This window comes from Sulfurovum sp., assembly GCF_015493435.1.
In the GTDB taxonomy this organism is placed as follows: domain Bacteria; phylum Campylobacterota; class Campylobacteria; order Campylobacterales; family Sulfurovaceae; genus Sulfurovum.
In genome coordinates this window covers 1-15261 of sequence record NZ_WGDD01000004.1, presented here as the reverse complement: position 1 = coordinate 15261, position 15261 = coordinate 1, and the positions used below count along the sequence as shown (strand labels likewise).

Annotated in this window: 18 protein-coding genes and 2 tRNA genes; 12 read left to right on the top strand and 8 right to left on the bottom strand. The window is 43.5% G+C overall.

What is annotated here, in order from left to right; translation table 11 throughout:
• The first annotated feature begins 169 nt into the window (after positions 1 to 169).
• The gene (locus F8L24_RS01260; protein ID WP_294951084.1) at positions 170 to 484 is read left to right on the top strand and encodes an antibiotic biosynthesis monooxygenase family protein; all 315 of its coding nucleotides are present in this window, start codon (positions 170 to 172) and stop codon (positions 482 to 484) included.
• A gap of 9 nt (positions 485 to 493) precedes the next feature.
• On the top strand, positions 494 to 724 hold the full coding sequence (locus F8L24_RS01255) for a hypothetical protein (RefSeq protein WP_294951083.1): 231 nt from the start codon (positions 494 to 496) through the stop codon (positions 722 to 724).
• A 49-nt stretch (positions 725 to 773) separates the two neighbouring features.
• On the opposite strand, the gene F8L24_RS01250 is transcribed toward F8L24_RS01255, so the two are convergent.
• Positions 774 to 2609, bottom strand: coding sequence for an ABC-F family ATP-binding cassette domain-containing protein (locus tag F8L24_RS01250; RefSeq protein ID WP_294951082.1), 1836 nt, complete (start codon positions 2607 to 2609; stop codon positions 774 to 776).
• A gap of 66 nt (positions 2610 to 2675) precedes the next feature.
• Complete coding sequence (gene trpB / locus F8L24_RS01245; protein ID WP_294951081.1) at positions 2676 to 3899, bottom strand: tryptophan synthase subunit beta; 1224 nt, start codon at positions 3897 to 3899, stop codon at positions 2676 to 2678.
• A 147-nt stretch (positions 3900 to 4046) separates the two neighbouring features.
• Here trpB and F8L24_RS01240 point away from each other — a divergent pair, with 147 nt between their 5' ends.
• Both F8L24_RS01240 and F8L24_RS01235 read left to right on the top strand, forming a co-directional pair.
• Complete coding sequence (locus F8L24_RS01240) at positions 4047 to 5078, top strand: phosphagen kinase (protein ID WP_294951080.1); 1032 nt, start codon at positions 4047 to 4049, stop codon at positions 5076 to 5078.
• Positions 5079 to 5126: 48 nt separating this feature from the next.
• Positions 5127 to 5339, top strand: coding sequence for a DUF1653 domain-containing protein (locus F8L24_RS01235; RefSeq protein ID WP_294951079.1), 213 nt, complete (start codon positions 5127 to 5129; stop codon positions 5337 to 5339).
• 115 nt (positions 5340 to 5454) lie between these two features.
• Here the strand turns inward: F8L24_RS01235 and F8L24_RS01230 are convergent, their stop codons facing one another.
• Both F8L24_RS01230 and F8L24_RS01225 read right to left on the bottom strand, forming a co-directional pair.
• On the bottom strand, positions 5455 to 5637 hold the full coding sequence (locus F8L24_RS01230) for a CPXCG motif-containing cysteine-rich protein (RefSeq protein WP_294951078.1): 183 nt from the start codon (positions 5635 to 5637) through the stop codon (positions 5455 to 5457).
• Entirely contained in the window at positions 5637 to 5855 is a 219-nt protein-coding gene (locus F8L24_RS01225; protein WP_294951077.1) for a hypothetical protein, read from the bottom strand. The genes F8L24_RS01230 and F8L24_RS01225 overlap by 1 nt, the downstream gene beginning before the upstream one ends.
• Positions 5856 to 5986: 131 nt before the next feature.
• On the opposite strand from F8L24_RS01225, the gene F8L24_RS01220 reads away from it, so the two are divergent.
• Both F8L24_RS01220 and ppk2 read left to right on the top strand, forming a co-directional pair.
• Positions 5987 to 7258 carry a M20/M25/M40 family metallo-hydrolase gene (locus F8L24_RS01220; protein ID WP_294951076.1) on the top strand — a complete coding sequence of 424 codons (1272 nt, stop codon included), beginning with the start codon at positions 5987 to 5989 and terminating at the stop codon, positions 7256 to 7258.
• A gap of 78 nt (positions 7259 to 7336) precedes the next feature.
• The gene (gene ppk2, locus F8L24_RS01215; protein WP_294951075.1) at positions 7337 to 8266 is read left to right on the top strand and encodes a polyphosphate kinase 2; all 930 of its coding nucleotides are present in this window, start codon (positions 7337 to 7339) and stop codon (positions 8264 to 8266) included.
• On the opposite strand, the gene nth is transcribed toward ppk2, so the two are convergent.
• The gene (gene nth / locus F8L24_RS01210) at positions 8263 to 8913 is read right to left on the bottom strand and encodes an endonuclease III (RefSeq protein ID WP_294951074.1); all 651 of its coding nucleotides are present in this window, start codon (positions 8911 to 8913) and stop codon (positions 8263 to 8265) included. The two genes, ppk2 and nth, sit on opposite strands and share 4 nt — an antisense overlap.
• Before the next feature lie 113 nt (positions 8914 to 9026).
• Between nth and F8L24_RS01205 the strand changes: the two genes are divergently transcribed.
• The 6 genes from F8L24_RS01205 (at position 9027) to hisD (ending at position 14633) form a co-directional block, all read left to right on the top strand.
• The gene (locus F8L24_RS01205; protein WP_294951073.1) at positions 9027 to 9875 is read left to right on the top strand and encodes a peptidyl-prolyl cis-trans isomerase; all 849 of its coding nucleotides are present in this window, start codon (positions 9027 to 9029) and stop codon (positions 9873 to 9875) included.
• A 30-nt stretch (positions 9876 to 9905) separates the two neighbouring features.
• Positions 9906 to 10577, top strand: a complete 672-nt coding sequence (locus tag F8L24_RS01200) for a hypothetical protein (RefSeq protein ID WP_294951072.1) — start codon at positions 9906 to 9908, stop codon at positions 10575 to 10577.
• 43 nt (positions 10578 to 10620) lie between these two features.
• Positions 10621 to 11103, top strand: coding sequence for a hypothetical protein (locus F8L24_RS01195; protein ID WP_294951071.1), 483 nt, complete (start codon positions 10621 to 10623; stop codon positions 11101 to 11103).
• Positions 11104 to 11123: 20 nt separating this feature from the next.
• Positions 11124 to 12197 carry a class II fructose-bisphosphate aldolase gene (gene fbaA, locus F8L24_RS01190; RefSeq protein WP_294951070.1) on the top strand — a complete coding sequence of 358 codons (1074 nt, stop codon included), beginning with the start codon at positions 11124 to 11126 and terminating at the stop codon, positions 12195 to 12197.
• A gap of 172 nt (positions 12198 to 12369) precedes the next feature.
• Complete coding sequence (locus F8L24_RS01185; protein WP_294951069.1) at positions 12370 to 13254, top strand: 1-aminocyclopropane-1-carboxylate deaminase/D-cysteine desulfhydrase; 885 nt, start codon at positions 12370 to 12372, stop codon at positions 13252 to 13254.
• Positions 13255 to 13340: 86 nt separating this feature from the next.
• The gene (hisD, locus tag F8L24_RS01180; protein ID WP_294951068.1) at positions 13341 to 14633 is read left to right on the top strand and encodes a histidinol dehydrogenase; all 1293 of its coding nucleotides are present in this window, start codon (positions 13341 to 13343) and stop codon (positions 14631 to 14633) included.
• A gap of 18 nt (positions 14634 to 14651) precedes the next feature.
• On the opposite strand, the gene F8L24_RS01175 is transcribed toward hisD, so the two are convergent.
• The 3 genes from F8L24_RS01175 to F8L24_RS01165 all read right to left on the bottom strand — a co-directional run bounded on the left by F8L24_RS01175 (position 14652) and on the right by F8L24_RS01165 (position 15245).
• A complete protein-coding gene (locus F8L24_RS01175; protein WP_294951067.1) occupies positions 14652 to 14966 on the bottom strand; it encodes an excalibur calcium-binding domain-containing protein in 315 nt (104 codons plus the stop codon).
• A gap of 77 nt (positions 14967 to 15043) precedes the next feature.
• Positions 15044 to 15130 (bottom strand) — tRNA-Leu (locus tag F8L24_RS01170).
• A gap of 38 nt (positions 15131 to 15168) precedes the next feature.
• Positions 15169 to 15245 (bottom strand) — tRNA-Asp (locus tag F8L24_RS01165).
• Between the last annotated feature and the right edge of the window lie 16 nt (positions 15246 to 15261).

Sequence of the window (15261 nt, the reverse complement as noted above, 5' to 3'; positions counted from 1 at the left end):
TAGGTGCAATCATAGCATTCTACCTGATAGGGTTTGTTTTGCAAATGCTGCATTAGTCGACCCAATCTATCATTTTCCCCTTAATACCCTCCTATGTTTACATTGAGTTAATGTTGCGTGCTATAATTCGTGTGAGATAAATATCTCCAAAAAAATAATAGGATTGATGATGGTTGTTGTTTTAACAAAGTTTCCAATTAAAAATGAATTTCAAGAAGAGTATTGTGCACATTTAAAAGAGGCTGTTACAAAACATGAAATAGAAAAACAGGCAGGTTTCATAGATATGAATCTGCTGGCTCCCCAATCTGTTCCCCATATGCCTGAGAACAATCAGTTTGTCATTGAAACACGCTGGAAAGATATGCAAAATTTTATGGCCTATACACAGAGTGAAGCGTTCAAAAAATCACATGAAAATATGCCTTCGCGTGAGTGGTTTGACGGAAGACCCGCTGTAGAAGTATATGAAACAATAGACTAAGAGTGATACATGGGTAAATTTGCCAAGTTTATTTACTATAACGTTATCGTTTATGTTTTGTATATGGCGGTAGATACTGTTTTTATGTTTTTTCATTTTTACAGTTCCGATAAGCTGGGTAAAGATTTGCTCATTATGCCGACTGAGTCAGATATGATGCTTATTTTATTCAACATTATCATTTCAACCATTGGCGGCTACTTCATTTTAAAAAAACTTGAACAGTATACGTCAGGGTAAAATACTTTTGGCGTACTTTGAAAAAAGTCAGGGAAGAGAGCGGATAGGTTCAATCCAGCGCTGACAGTTTCATATCGTATTTTACATCTATCTCCTCAAGGGCTTCTGTAGCAGTCTCCAATCTTTCAAAGAGGACTTCTATTTCTGCCTGGGTTTGAGCTGCGGCTTTTGCATATTTGATCATGGCGGCATTGTCAGCTGTCTCTGAGGCTGCTTTTAGCGCAGCATTCTGTTCCTCTTCCAACCCTTCGAGTTCTTCCATACGCTTTTCGCACTGTTTGACTTCTTCCCTGTAGGGTTTTGCCTCTTTGGCTTTTTCTTCTATAATGGCTGTCCGGCGTCTTTTGCGTTCTTTCTTGTCGAGTTTCGGTTTGGTTTTCTTTGGTTTGACCGCTCCGTCTTCCTCTTCCCAGCCTATTTTGACAAGAAAATCATCGTAAGTCCCGTCAAAATATTCCGCTCCGCCTTTATGGAAAATAATGAGAGCATCTGCCAGTCTGTGCAGTAGCATTTCCGAGTGGGTGACCATGATCGTTGACCCTTTAAACATATCTATGGCATCGCAGAGTGAATCGATGGACTGCATATCGAGATGGTTTGTAGGCTCATCGAGCAGAAGCAGGTTGGCAGGTGTGGCAATGATCTTTCCGAGCATGACACGGCTTCTTTCTCCTCCTGAGAGTACTTCTATCTTCTTGTCTGCGAGTTCTCCGGAGAACATCATGGTTCCGCAGATAGAGCGTACTTCGGCCATGCCTATTTTTTTATCTACCGAAGCAATTTCGTCTATGACGGTATGCTGGGTGTTGAGCCGTTCAATGTTGGTTTGACCGAAGTGCGCCATGGTGGTGGAGGGGTGAAAAGAGAGGGTACCCTGCTGCCGGGGCAGTTCTCCTGCGATGTAGTTGAGCAACGTAGATTTACCTTTACCGTTCTTCCCTATGATCGCCAGTGTTTTACCGTTTTCCATGGCAAAAGTGAGATGTTCAAACAACGGTTCTCCTTCGGCATAGCCGAAACCGAGCTCTTCGGCACGGAACAGTACTTTGGCAGGTGTTTCTTTGTAGTTGAACTTGAACGAAAGAGATGATTCACTCTCCAGCGTATCCATCTCTTCCATCTTTTCGAGTATTTTCACTTTCGACTGTGCCAGTGCAGCCGTGGAAGCTCTGGCCTTGTTGCGCGCAATGAACTCTTCAAGTTCTTTGCGTTTCTTCTCCTGGTTCAAACGTGTTTTCTCATAGGTTTCATCCTGAAGCGCGAGGGTTTCATAATATTTCTTCGTGCCTCCCTGGACCATAAAAAGCCCTTTGCGCTGTATGCCCATGGTATGTGTGGTCACAGCATCCATAAATTCACGGTCGTGGGTAATGAGTATGACTTCTCCGTCAAACTCCCGGATGAACTGCTTCAGCCAGCGTAAAGAGAGAAGGTCGAGGTAGTTGGTCGGTTCATCGAGCAGGAGCATATTGGGTTCGGTTGCCAGCAGTTTTGCCAGGTTGATGCGTATCTGGTAGCCTCCCGAAAAGCTCAAAGGGTCTTTCTGCAGATCTTCTGCGGTAAATCCCAGCCCGAAAAGGATCTTTTCGATCTTGTAAAAGTTGTACTGTTCATCTTCGGGGAGTATCTGTGCACACTCCTCTTCTACGGTGGGTTTGGTGAACTCGAGGTGCTGTCTGAGGGTACCGATGCGGTAATGCTTCGGAATGCTGATCTCACCCTCATCATAGCTTTCTTCACCCAGAATGAGTTTGAAGAGTGTGGATTTTCCTGTACCGTTGCGTCCGATGAGACCGATCTTCTGGTTTGGAGTTACCTTAAGGTTTAATTGTCTGAAAAGTGTCTGCCCGCCGAAGCTTTTGGAGAGGTTTGTGAGTTGTATCATCTATCGTCCAATATTGAAATATTGGACGAAGTATAGCAAAAGTGCTATTGATTTTCGCCATTTGGGTCAATCTTGCGGGATCCCGTAGTCTTTCCCGTAATTTTCTACCACGAAGTCTATATCTTTGTCACCGCGTCCAGAGAGGTTGACCAGTATCGTTCCGACATCAGGTTCCTGTGCCAGTTTGAGTGCATAGGCTACTGCGTGTGCTGATTCTATCGCAGGGATGATCCCTTCTTCTCTGGAGAGCTCAAAGAATGCATCAATCGCTTCTTTGTCACTGATGGTTGCGTAGTTGACACGGTGTATATCTTTAAGATAGGCATGCTGCGGGCCGACAGACGGGTAGTCCAGTCCGCTTGCAACTGAGTAGACCTCTTCAGGTTCACCATGCTCATCCTGCAGCATATAGGATTTGAAGCCATGCATAACGCCCGGTTTCCCCAGTGTCATAGTGGCAGCATTTTCCCCCGGAATGTCAAGGCTCCGGCCTGAAGGTTCTACCCCGTGCATTGCAACCTCTTCCTCGTTAAGAAAAGCGGTAAAAAGACCGAGTGCGTTTGATCCGCCTCCGACACAGGCAACGAGGTTGTCCGGCAGTTCCCCTGTCATTTGACGAAACTGCTCTTTGGCTTCCACTCCGACAATAGACTGAAAATCCCTTACCATACGGGGGAAGGGATGCGGTCCGACAACCGAACCTATGGCGTAAAGCTGTGAGACCGGATCTTTGAGATAATTTTCAAATGCCGTATCGACAGCTTCTTTCAGGGTACGTCTGCCATGTGTTGCCGGAATGACATTGGCTCCGAGGATGTGCATTCTGACCACATTGGGATGCTCTTTGGCCATATCGACCTCACCCATGTAAATGTCACATTCAAGTCCGACAAGAGCAGCGGCAGTTGCCAGTGCCACACCGTGCTGACCCGCGCCTGTTTCGGCAATGATTTTCTTCTTTCCCATTTTCTTGGCAAGCAGTGCTTCACCGAGACAGTGGTTGATCTTGTGTGCACCTGTATGGTTGAGGTCTTCTCTTTTGAGGTAAATATCAGTACCATACTTTTTTGAAAGATGTTTGGCATGGAAGATCGGGCTTGGACGGCCGACATAATGCTGATAGAGATCTGCCAATTCATCAAGAAATTCCGGATCTTCTCTGATCTCTTCATAGGAAGCGGTGATCTCGTCCATGATACTTTGAAGTTCGGGTGGAATAAAAGCTCCTCCATATTCTCCAAAATACCCTTTTTCATCAGGCAGCGGACAGTTGAAAATATTGGTTGCCATAAAAACTCCTTTTTGTGCTAATAGATGAAATATTGTACATTAAAAGAGTTTTTGTGTGACTGAATGGAGCGAGCTGTGCAAAAGCATGCTTTGGTTATAATAGTCAGAAGTAAAAATTATATATTTTCAACAGCAAGGGGGCTATGTATGCACTATCCGAAATTTCCCGAGAATTGCAGATCGTTACTCTGCAAATATCTTACACCTGAAGTATTTGAAGCACTGAAAGACAGGAAGACATCCAACGGATTTACTCTGGAGCAGGCGATCAATTCAGGTGTAAAGAATCCTGACAGCAGCATTGGTGTCTATGCCGGCGATAAAGAATCATACAGGGTTTTTAGTCTTCTGTTCGATCCGATCATCGAAGAATATCACGGCTTTACCAAAGAGGATGCACACCATAGCAATATGGAGCCGGAACTTTTGAAGGCCCCCAATCCGGACCCGGAAGGTAAATTCATTCTTTCTACCCGAATCAGAGTGGGACGGAATGTAGACAATATGCCTCTGGGCCCTGCGATAACAAGAGAACAGAGAAATAAAGTAGAAGCCGATGTGATTGAAGCCCTACAAAGACTTGAAGGTGAACTGGCAGGCAGATATTATCCGCTTCCGGGGATGTCAAAAGAGGTACAGGATGCATTGATACGGGATCATTTTCTTTTCAAAGAGGGTGACCGTTTCCTTGATGCTGCGGGACTGAACCGCGACTGGCCGGAAGGCAGGGGGATCTATCATAATAATGACAAGACTTTTCTTGTATGGGTGAACGAAGAAGATCAGCTTCGTATCATCTCCATGCAGAAAGGCGGAGACATCAAAGCAGTCTTTACGCGCCTGGTCAATGCGGTCAAAAGCATCGAGATGAAGATACCCTTCTCCTACAGCTACCATCTGGGCTTCATTACTTCCTGTCCTACGAACCTCGGTACGGCCATGCGAGCGAGTGTCCACATCGCCCTGCCGAAACTTTCACAGGACATGGCGGCGTTCAAAGCCATTACGGACAGGTATCACCTTCAAATACGCGGCATACACGGGGAACATTCGGAGAGTGAAGGCGGTGTGTATGACATCAGCAACCGCCGCCGCCTCGGCATTACCGAAGTACAGGCCGTTCAGGATATGTACGATGGAGTCGTCGCATTGATCGCAACCGAGAAGGCATTGGGTTGATCCACTGTTTTGTGATACACTTCTTGAAAAAAAGAACAGGAAGCAAATATGGAAATACAAAAAGGCATTTACCGGCATTACAAGGGAAGCGAGTATGAAGTGTTGATGACAGCACGCCATTCGGAAACAGAAGAGTGGATGGTGGTCTACCGTGCGCTCTATGGTGATTACGGTGTCTGGGTACGGCCGTATGAGATGTTCATCGGGAAAGTGGAAGTGAACGGGGAGACGGTAGATAGATTTCAGTTCTTATATGCGTAGGGGTGCTGTGCCTCACAGCACCGTTTTTGTCAAAACCTTTTATGAGTGGTGCCATCAGGAGACAGCACCCTACGGTTACAATACTTTCCATCATCAAAAATGCACAGTATTTTCTCTATATTCCTTCCATTCTTTTCGCTTCGAAATAGACAAGCCTCTCATCTGAGAACTTGAAAAAGAGTTCAATGGGGCGGCAGCAGACTTCGCAGTCTTCTATGTATTCACTCTCTTCTTCACTGGGGTCGAGTATCATCGAGATCTGCTCCCAGCAGTAGGGGCAGGTAAAAAAGTGTTCCATCAGTCCTCCTTTTTGCTAAACCATTTTGTCAGCCAGTCCGGAAGCATGCAGCTATTGCAGTTCCCGTTTCTGTCACAGCGTACCTTTTGGATGTTCCTCCAGAGCATGAACGCGAAAGCAAGTGAGACCACAAGTTGCAGGATACCAATGTTGTAGTAGCCCTCCATGAGATTCTGGATGGAGAGGACGAGCATGATGAGAGTGACGATGAGGCACAAGATGTAATCCTTCTTTTTGTGTGATTGTATTATACTTCCTTCTGTTATAACTGATTTTTATTTCAGTTTGGATTTTTCTTTCTATTTTTTTTAAAAAGTAACAAGACCATTTTTATTGAAAAAGGAATTTTATGTCAAAGATCATAAAATATTTTAAAACAATCACGCAGATACCGCATTGTTCCAAAGAAGCGGATAAACTGTGTGATTTTCTGGTGAATTTTGCCCAAGAAAGAGGGTACGAGGTTGAGGTGGATGAGGTGAAGAACATTTATATCCGTAAGGGAGCACCGGTACTCTGCCTTCAGGCACATTATGACATGGTCTGTATGGGGAAGGCACCGAACATAGAGACTTATGAAGAAGAGGGTTGGATGAAGGCAAAGGATTCGTCTCTGGGTGCGGATAACGGTATGGCAATAGCGATGATGATGCAGCTGATGGATGAGGGGAGGGTACTGGAGTTCCTCCTGACCTCCGACGAAGAGATCGGGCTGATCGGTGCGAATGCAGTGGCGTTTGATCTGAAGGCAGCCTATATGCTCAATCTTGACAGTGAAGATGAGGCGGAAGTCTACATAGGCTGTGCCGGCGGAGCGGATATTACAGCGTTCAGGCAGGACAGTTGTACGGAGGGGAAAGGAGACTGTTATGAAGTGGCGGTCAAAGGGCTTGCCGGGGGACATTCCGGGGTAGATATTGATAAAAATATTCCTTCCGCCATCAAAGTACTGGGCCGTTATCTGGCAGAAAAGGGTGTAACACAGCTGGCAGGCATTTATGCCGGGGAGCGCAGGAATTCCATTCCCGCCAATGCCGTGGCGATCGTCCGGAGCGAAAGTATGTTGGAAAACGAAGGTGAAGTGACTGTCCGTAAACTCAGGGAATCTCCAATGGTCCTGGGCGAGGGGGACAAGCTTATTGCGTTCATCGATGCCTTCAGGCATGGTGTGAGAAAAGAGAACAGAGAACTGGGCATCCCCGATGTGAGCATCAATCTTGCCATCATCAATACCGATGAACAGGGGGGAGTCACTATTGAAACCAGTGCCAGAGCGATGGATGCGGATGCTCTCGAAGCATTGACAGAGGAGACCGTTTCCTTCTTTGAAAAGTACGGTTTCGAGAGCAAAGTGGAAGACAAGTACCCTGCATGGAAACCGGATGTAACAGACTTTACGAAACTGGTGGAGAGGAAGATGAAGGAGGTTTTTGGAAAAAGCAGACTTATGGCGATCCATGCCGGTTTGGAATGTGGTGTGATCGCAGAGAAGTATCCGAAAATGAAATTTGCTTCCATCGGTCCTACCATACGCTTTCCACATTCGACCAGGGAGAGGGTGAAGTTGGATTCAGTCGAGAAAACTTTTGTAGTTCTGGATAAAATCATACAATCAGTCTAAATGATGATAAATATTAATATGACTTAAGAGAAAGAGGAGTAAAATTAAAAAATACACATCATTTTCAAAGGGGAACACATGAAAACGATCTTTCAGGATCTGGGATATCTTAAAGAACATACTAAAGACGAGGATGCAAAAGGCTATATCAAAGAACTTGAGCATAACTTCAAGCTTTTAAGAACAAAGAGCGGACTCTCACAGCTGCTTAAAAAAAAGAAGCTTGCAAAGATCATCAAAAATGTAGTGTATGAGCAGGAGCTTCAGGACTTGCAGGTGGAACTAATCAAGCTTCAGAACTGGATCTATGATAACAATAAACGTGTCATGATTATTTTTGAGGGCCGTGATGCAGCGGGGAAAGGGGGTGCCATCAAGCGCTTTACCCAATATCTCAACCCCAGAAAATTCAGAGTCGTTGCGCTTCAGAAACCAACAGAAGTAGAGGCGGGACAGTTCTATTTTCAGCGCTATTTCCAACATCTTCCCAATCCGGGAGAAATAACATTCTTTGACAGAAGCTGGTATAACCGTGCGATCGTAGAGCCTGTATTCAATTTCTGTACGCCGGAGCAGTACGAGCGTTTCATGCGTCAGGTACCGGAGATCGAACATTCGCTGATAGACGACGGGATCATTCTGATCAAGTTCTGGTTCAGTATTACCAAAGACAACCAGCAGAAGCGTTTTAAAGAGCGTATGACCAATCCGCTTAAACACTGGAAACTGAGTCCTGTAGACCAGAAGGCACAGGAAATGTGGGACAAGGTGACCTACTATAAAGAAGAAATGTTCAGCCGTACCCATACAGGATATGCTCCGTGGATCATCGTGGACAGTAATGACAAAAAAAATGCAAGGCTGGAGTCGATCCGCTATGTACTGTCACAGATCCCTTACGAAGGCAAAGAAAATGCGAAGATCAACTTGCATCATGACCCGGATGTGGTTGAGCGTTATCATAGAAGATCACACTCAGAAGAATCTGTCAAAAAGGACAAAAATTAAACTTTGAAGCTCTCTTTTGTTTTGCAGTGCGCTGCCATGAAACAGTCATCGCAGTCTGGTTTGACCGCTTTACAGCGGTAGCGTCCGAAGAGTACCATCGCCTGATGCAGACGGTGCAGGTCAGTTTTGAATTTTTTGCTTAATTCTTCTTCACATTTGAGTGCCGTTTTTGCCTCACTCAGACCCAGACGGTGTGCAACTCTGAAAACATGGGTGTCAACCGCCATCAGGTTGGCTCCGGTATATTCGATCATCACCACATTGGCCGTTTTTTGTCCTACACCTGCCAGTTTTACCAGTTCATCTCTCTCCAGCGGTATCTCACCCTGGTAGTTTTCAATGACACTTTGCGCCATTTTAATAAGGTTTTTGGCTTTGTTGTTGAAAAAAGAACAGGTATTGAGATAGGATTTGACTTCATTCAGATCGGCATTGGCAAGGGAAACAGGATCCGGGTATTTTTCAAAGAGTGCGGGAGTGATAATGTTGACCCTTTTGTCTGTACATTGTGCAGAGAGCATAACGGCGATCAAAAGTTCATAAATGTTTTTGTATTCAAGTTCCGTGACTGAGTCAGGGTAGTGCTCCAAAAAGAGTGCCTTGATCTCTTCTGTCTCTTTTCTTGTCGCTTTTTTCACTTTTGCCATAAATACAACACCTTTTTGCTATAATGAATATCGCAATCTTAACACATTAATGAATGATTTACCTAAGAGAGATATACTTCACTGTAAATTTTCATATATAAGGACATATAGATATGGTAAAAATCGCAAAAACTTCGCTTGTAGCTGTAGCACTTATGGCATCATCACTCGCAGCATCGGATATTCTGGCAACAGTTGACGGTACAAACATTACAAAACAGGATGCTGAAGCATTTGTAAGAGCAACATCTCCGAATGCACATTTTTCACAATTGACGCCTGTACAGCAGAATATGATCAAACAAAGACTGATCGAAAAAGCACTTTTTACAGAATTGGCAAAAAAAGAGGGCATCGAGAAGGAACCGGAATTTAACAAAGCGTTAAGTAAGATCAAAGATGAGCTTGCCGTTAATCTCTGGATGAAAAAACAGCTTGACAACGCAATCGTCAGTAACAGTGAAGCCAAAGAGTTCTATGAAAAGAACAAAGCGAAATTCGTACAGAAAGAAAGTGTACATGCAAGACATATTCTGGTCAAAGATAAAAAGACGGCAGAAGATATCATCAATCAGCTCAAACCGCTGAAAGGAGAAGCCCTTAAAGCGAAATTCATTGCATTGGCAAAAGCAAAATCCGTAGGACCGTCTGCCCCTAAAGGCGGAGATCTCGGAAATTTCAGCAAAGGTCAGATGGTACCGGCGTTCTCAAAAGCAGTATGGGGACTGAAAGTAGGCGAAATCACGACAAAGCCGGTGAAAACCCAGTTTGGATATCACGTTATCTATCTTGAAGGCAAATCAGAAGCAAAACCTGTTCCCTATGATAAAGTCAAAGACAGAATCATCGCTTCTCTGAAGCAGCAGCAGTTTGCCAAGAAAGTCGCAGCAATGGCTAAAGAATTGAAAAGCAAAGCAAAAATTGTTGACAATACAACAGAGGCAAATACGACTAAAAAATAAATCAGTCATGTACGCAAAGGGGAGGAAAATATGAGGAGAATTGTTGCAGCGGCAGGTATTTCAATGGGAATACTTGTCAGCTCTCTGCCGGCAGACCATTTAAAAAACTGTCTGGCCGATATGATGCATAAAAAAGACACCATGCCCGGCATGGTCGATTTAAGCAGGCTTGACAGCCCCGGTGCGTCCCAAATGAAAAAGTCACGACCTTCAAATACGGTGATTGCTATTGTGAACGGACATAAGATCCGTAAAAAACAGGCAGATGCGTACTTGAAGTCAAGAACAAAAGGGAAGGTTGCAGACTTTGATCTTCTTCCCCCAAAGCAGCAGAAAAGACTGGTGAAAGAACTTGCCCTGCCTCTTCTTATTGCAGATGCAGCCAAAAAAGAGCTTTCTTCACAGGAGCAAGACGCTGCCTATGTCAATATGTGGTTGAGAAAAAAAGCTTCCTCCGTATCTGTCTCCAATGCAGAATTACATACGCTGTATGATCAGCTGAAACAAAAAGCTGCAGAACGCAATCCTTCGAAAAATATTATTCCTCCGTTTGACAGCATTAAAAACAAAATGAAAAGCCAGATGATCGAAAAAAAGATTATGGACGGCCTGATGAAAAATGCCGAAATAGAAGTGTCTGTACCAATGGCAATGCCGCCAATGATGATACGGAAACCGCAAAAAATGCCATTTAAACAATAGTACTGAAACAGACATAATATAAAATAAATTACCAAGGTATAAAATGAAAAAAACACTCACAAAGATCGGACTTGCTCTCGCATTGACAACATTGACATTATCTGCAGAAACTGCGGGTACAGTAAACGGTATGAAAATTTCCGTTGCTGAAGCGAACAAAGCACTTAATGTGGTCAGCAGAGGACAGGCAACCTGGGATAAGATTTCTCAGCAGCAGAAAGAGCAGGTACTCAGAATGATCGCACCGAGTAAACTGGCAGCAGTCAAAGCGAAAAAGGAATTGTCTCCGGAAGAGAAAAATATTGCGTTGAGCAACCTTTGGATGCAGAAAAAGATGTTAGAGACGAAAATTTCTGATGAAGAAGCGAAAAAAACCTATGAAAAATTGAAAGCGGCAGCCAAAAAAGCAAATCCGAAGAAAGCATTTCCTCCTTTTGAAGCAGCAGAAAAAAGTATCAAGATGAAAATGGCTCAGGAAAAAGTGGTTGGTGCATTGATGAAAAATGCAAAGATCAAACTCAAATAAAATTATCGGAGAGCATAGAGATGTCTACAAAAGTACTGGATATGATTGAAGCGGGTGTTGTAACAGGGGATGATCTTCAAAAACTTTTCAAGATCGCCAAAGAAGAAGGATTTGCCATTCCGGCTGTGAATGTGGTCAGTACTTCATCCATCAATGCTGTTCTTGAAGCGGCAAAAAAAGTGGATTCTCCTGTGATCGTACAATTTTCCAACGGCGGAGGCGCTTATTATGGAGGCAAAGGATTGCCTTCTGATACAGCAGCTGTCCTCGGTACGATCTCCGGAGCGCAGCATGTTCATACTATGGCAAAAGCCTATGGTGTGCCGGTGGTCCTTCATACCGATCATGCTGCAAAAAAACTGCTTCCGTGGATCGATGCTCTTTTGGATGCGAGTGAAATACACTTCAAAACACATGGAACACCGCTTTTTTCTTCACATATGATCGATCTCTCGGAAGAACCTATAGAAGAAAATATAGCTACCTGCAAAGCCTATCTTGAACGTATGAGCAAGATCGGCATGACATTGGAGATAGAACTGGGTGTCACCGGCGGAGAAGAGGACGGTGTGGACAATACCGATATTGACAATTCTCTTCTTTATACGCAGCCGGAAGAAGTGGCGTATGCCTATGAAGAGTTGATGAAAGTTTCTGACAAGTTTACGATCGCCGCTTCGTTCGGCAATGTACACGGTGTTTATAAACCGGGGAATGTCCAGCTGACACCGAAAATACTTGATAATTCACAGGTATATATTGAAGAAAAGTTCAGTACCGAAAAAAAGCCGGTGAATTTTGTTTTTCACGGTGGTTCAGGTTCCGAACTTTCAGATATTCGTGAAGCTATCGGATACGGTGTGATCAAAATGAATATCGATACCGATACCCAATGGGCTTTTTGGGACGGTGTACGTCAATATGAAGCAAAATACCATGACTATTTACAGGGACAGATTGGCAACCCTGAGGGTGAAGACAAACCGAATAAAAGCTACTATGACCCGAGAAAATGGCTTAGAGAAGGTGAACTTTCCATGGTTAAAAGGCTTGAACAGGCATTTGATGATCTGAATTGTATTGGGCGTAATTAAAGTTTTGTTTTAACTATTTTTGAGTACTTTCCTTATATATTAATCGTGGCGTTGTTATTCTGCTTACTTTTCTAGAAAAGTAAGCAAAAGTCGTCGTGGCCTCTCAAGTCGCTTTGCTTACACGGGTGTTCGCCACGACAAAACACACGTATGTGTGATTTGATGAGAGATAATGATGATTTTTACTTCTCCTGTTGAAACTATTGCTTTTGAAGGTCATTCTTTTTATGTGAAGCGTGATGACCTTATTCATCCAGACTTTTCTGGCAATAAAGCCCGTAAGTTTCATTATTTCCTAGAAAATGATTTTCCACATATCACTAAAGTAGTTTCCCATGGTTCTGCTCAATCCAATGCAATGTATTCACTCTCGGTTCTTGCCAAAATGAAAGGGTGGGAGTTTGAGTATTATGTAGAGCATATTGCAGACTATTTACTGGAAAATCCTCATGGCAATTATAAATCAGCAATTGATAATGGAATGAAAATTCATGTAGGTCGGGGGGTCCCCACCCCGACAAATCAAAATATTTTATATATAGAAGAGGGTGGACGGCAAAAAGAAGCAGAGTACGGTCTCAAAATATTGGCACAAGAGATTATGGATTGGCAAAAAGAAAATAATATAGCAGAATTAAATATCTTTTTGCCTTCAGGAACAGGGACTACGGCTTTGTTTTTACAAAAATCATTAAATATTGAAGGTGTTGTGGGGGTACAACATCCTACGGTGTATACATGCCCTTGTGTTGGTGATAGTGAATATTTAAAAAAGCAGTTTTTTGAGCTAGAAGAAGATGCAAATTATCATCCTATCATTATAAGCCTGGAGAAAAAACATCATTTTGCCAAACTTTATAAAGAAAACTATAAAATTTGGTTAAAATTACAGCAACAAACGGGAGTGGAGTTCGATCTCCTTTATGATCCTTTGGGATGGCGTGTATTATTGGCTCATCCTGAAGTCTTTTCAAAGCCTGCACTTTACATTCATCAGGGTGGTGTGTTGGGCAATGAGAGTATGCTTCCAAGATATGAACGAAAATATGGTAGGTAGGGTGTTGCACGACTCAACATTGAGTGCTTCGCTTGCATGGTATTTTAGATACTTATACCCTTACAACACCGATAATAGGACTAAAAATGAAAATATTTTACAGCAGTGATGACACTTTTGAAGCAAACTTCAATGAACTTTTAAAACGTGGCAAGATGGATATAGAGGGTGTGACAAGCATCGTCTCTACGTTACTCAAAGAGATACAAACTGAAGGGAATACTGCACTCAAAGCACAAATAGCAAAATTTGACAGATGGGAACCAAAAAGTGATGATGAACTTTTAGTTTCAACAGATGATATGGCTAAAGCGTATGAGAATATTGATCCCATGCTTCGTGAAGCATTACACCTTGCCTATGATAGAATTGAGAGTTATCATCAAAAACTTATGCCTGAGACTTGGATGGACAAAGAAGCCAACGGAACGATCCTGGGGCAAAAAGTCACAGCCGTAGACAGAGCCGGGCTGTATATTCCGGGAGGGAAAGCGGCGTACCCGAGCTCTCTTCTAATGAATGTTATTCCTGCACAGGTTGCCGGTGTAGAAGAAATCGTTGTCTGTACCCCTGCACCTGACAATGAACTCAATGAGCTGCTTTTGGCAGCATGCCATCTTTGTAAAGTGACCAAAGTATTCAAAGTCGGTGGTGCTTCGGCAATCGGTGCAATGGCATACGGTACAGAAACCATTCCAAAGGTAGATGTCATTACCGGTCCGGGAAATATTTTTGTGGCAACAGCGAAAAAGCTGGTTTACGGTGAAGTGAATATAGATATGATCGCCGGACCCTCAGAGATAGGTATTTTGGCAGATGAAACAGCGAGAGAGGACTATCTTGCGATTGATCTTCTTTCCCAGGCAGAACATGACGAAATGGCAAGTTCCATTCTCATCACTACAGACAGTGAATTGGCGAACAGGGTCAGTGACAAAGTAGAAATTTTTCTTGAAACACTTTCCCGTGAAGAGATTGCCAGAAAATCCATAGAGGAGCGTGGTGCTATTATTGTGACGAAAGATATGGATGAAGCGATCGGCCTGATGAACGAGATTGCGCCGGAACACCTGGAGGTGGTCACGAAAGACCCGATGTCTCTTTTGAACCAGATCAAACATGCCGGGGCGATCTTCCTTGGGGAAAATACTCCGGAGCCTATCGGTGACTACATTGCAGGACCGAACCACACCCTTCCCACAGGCGGAACTGCGAAGTTCTATTCCCCGTTGAGTGTAGAGAATTTTCTAAAAAAATCTTCAATCATTATGATGAGCAAGCAGGGAATGGACGAGATAGGAGAACAATGTGCTATGATAGCCAACACAGAAGGATTGACTGCACACGAAGAAAGTGTGAGAATAAGACTTGCAAATTAAGTAAATATTTGTTTTATCTCAATGGTGTCCAAATTGTCTTTCACAAGGGATGCCATCCCCATCCCCATCCATTTTTACTGGGCCGCAATGATCTAGAAAATATTTTGCTTCTTCATAGGAACCCATTTGACTGCAGTATTGTCTACCGTCACACCGAAAAAGTTTTCGATCTATTTCATGTGTATTTGAAACTTGGTTTGAGATAGGTGGTTCAGATTGTGTAAATAGTGGCTGGGTAGGATAAGAGTGAGAATCTATGCCATCATTACATGGCCAAAAAACCCATACACTGAAAGCCGCAGAAAGGATCATTGCAATAATCAATATTTTCATAATTTCCCTTTAATACTATATCGTACTCTAAAAATACTTAGTAAGGGATTCTTGAAGTTTGAATGTTTTTTTGGGAATGGTGCGGACAAGAGGACTCGAACCTCCACGGGATTGCTCCCACTAGAACCTGAATCTAGCGCGTCTACCAATTCCGCCATGTCCGCGTTATATCATTGGATTTTATAGTTATATTTAAAAGAAGTGGCGCGGCGGACGAGACTCGAACTCGCGACCCCCTGCGTGACAGGCAGGTATTCTAACCAACTGAACTACCGCCGCACCTGAACCTTAAAAG

What these genes read in the sequence shown, in the direction of transcription:
- F8L24_RS01220 (WP_294951076.1), top strand. Translation starts at nt 5,987, where the DNA reads ATGTCAAAGATCATAAAATATTTTAAAACAATCACGCAGATACCGCAT.
- F8L24_RS01195 (WP_294951071.1), top strand. Translation starts at nt 10,621, where the DNA reads ATGAAAAAAACACTCACAAAGATCGGACTTGCTCTCGCATTGACAACA.
- ppk2 (WP_294951075.1), top strand. Translation starts at nt 7,337, where the DNA reads ATGAAAACGATCTTTCAGGATCTGGGATATCTTAAAGAACATACTAAA.
- F8L24_RS01255 (WP_294951083.1), top strand. Translation starts at nt 494, where the DNA reads ATGGGTAAATTTGCCAAGTTTATTTACTATAACGTTATCGTTTATGTT.
- F8L24_RS01230 (WP_294951078.1), bottom strand. Translation starts at nt 5,637, where the DNA reads ATGGAACACTTTTTTACCTGCCCCTACTGCTGGGAGCAGATCTCGATG.
- F8L24_RS01250 (WP_294951082.1), bottom strand. Translation starts at nt 2,609, where the DNA reads ATGATACAACTCACAAACCTCTCCAAAAGCTTCGGCGGGCAGACACTT.
- F8L24_RS01200 (WP_294951072.1), top strand. Translation starts at nt 9,906, where the DNA reads ATGAGGAGAATTGTTGCAGCGGCAGGTATTTCAATGGGAATACTTGTC.
- F8L24_RS01260 (WP_294951084.1), top strand. Translation starts at nt 170, where the DNA reads ATGGTTGTTGTTTTAACAAAGTTTCCAATTAAAAATGAATTTCAAGAA.
- F8L24_RS01185 (WP_294951069.1), top strand. Translation starts at nt 12,370, where the DNA reads ATGATGATTTTTACTTCTCCTGTTGAAACTATTGCTTTTGAAGGTCAT.
- trpB (WP_294951081.1), bottom strand. Translation starts at nt 3,899, where the DNA reads ATGGCAACCAATATTTTCAACTGTCCGCTGCCTGATGAAAAAGGGTAT.
- hisD (WP_294951068.1), top strand. Translation starts at nt 13,341, where the DNA reads ATGAAAATATTTTACAGCAGTGATGACACTTTTGAAGCAAACTTCAAT.
- F8L24_RS01175 (WP_294951067.1), bottom strand. Translation starts at nt 14,966, where the DNA reads ATGAAAATATTGATTATTGCAATGATCCTTTCTGCGGCTTTCAGTGTA.
- F8L24_RS01240 (WP_294951080.1), top strand. Translation starts at nt 4,047, where the DNA reads ATGCACTATCCGAAATTTCCCGAGAATTGCAGATCGTTACTCTGCAAA.
- F8L24_RS01235 (WP_294951079.1), top strand. Translation starts at nt 5,127, where the DNA reads ATGGAAATACAAAAAGGCATTTACCGGCATTACAAGGGAAGCGAGTAT.
- nth (WP_294951074.1), bottom strand. Translation starts at nt 8,913, where the DNA reads ATGGCAAAAGTGAAAAAAGCGACAAGAAAAGAGACAGAAGAGATCAAG.
- fbaA (WP_294951070.1), top strand. Translation starts at nt 11,124, where the DNA reads ATGTCTACAAAAGTACTGGATATGATTGAAGCGGGTGTTGTAACAGGG.
- F8L24_RS01205 (WP_294951073.1), top strand. Translation starts at nt 9,027, where the DNA reads ATGGTAAAAATCGCAAAAACTTCGCTTGTAGCTGTAGCACTTATGGCA.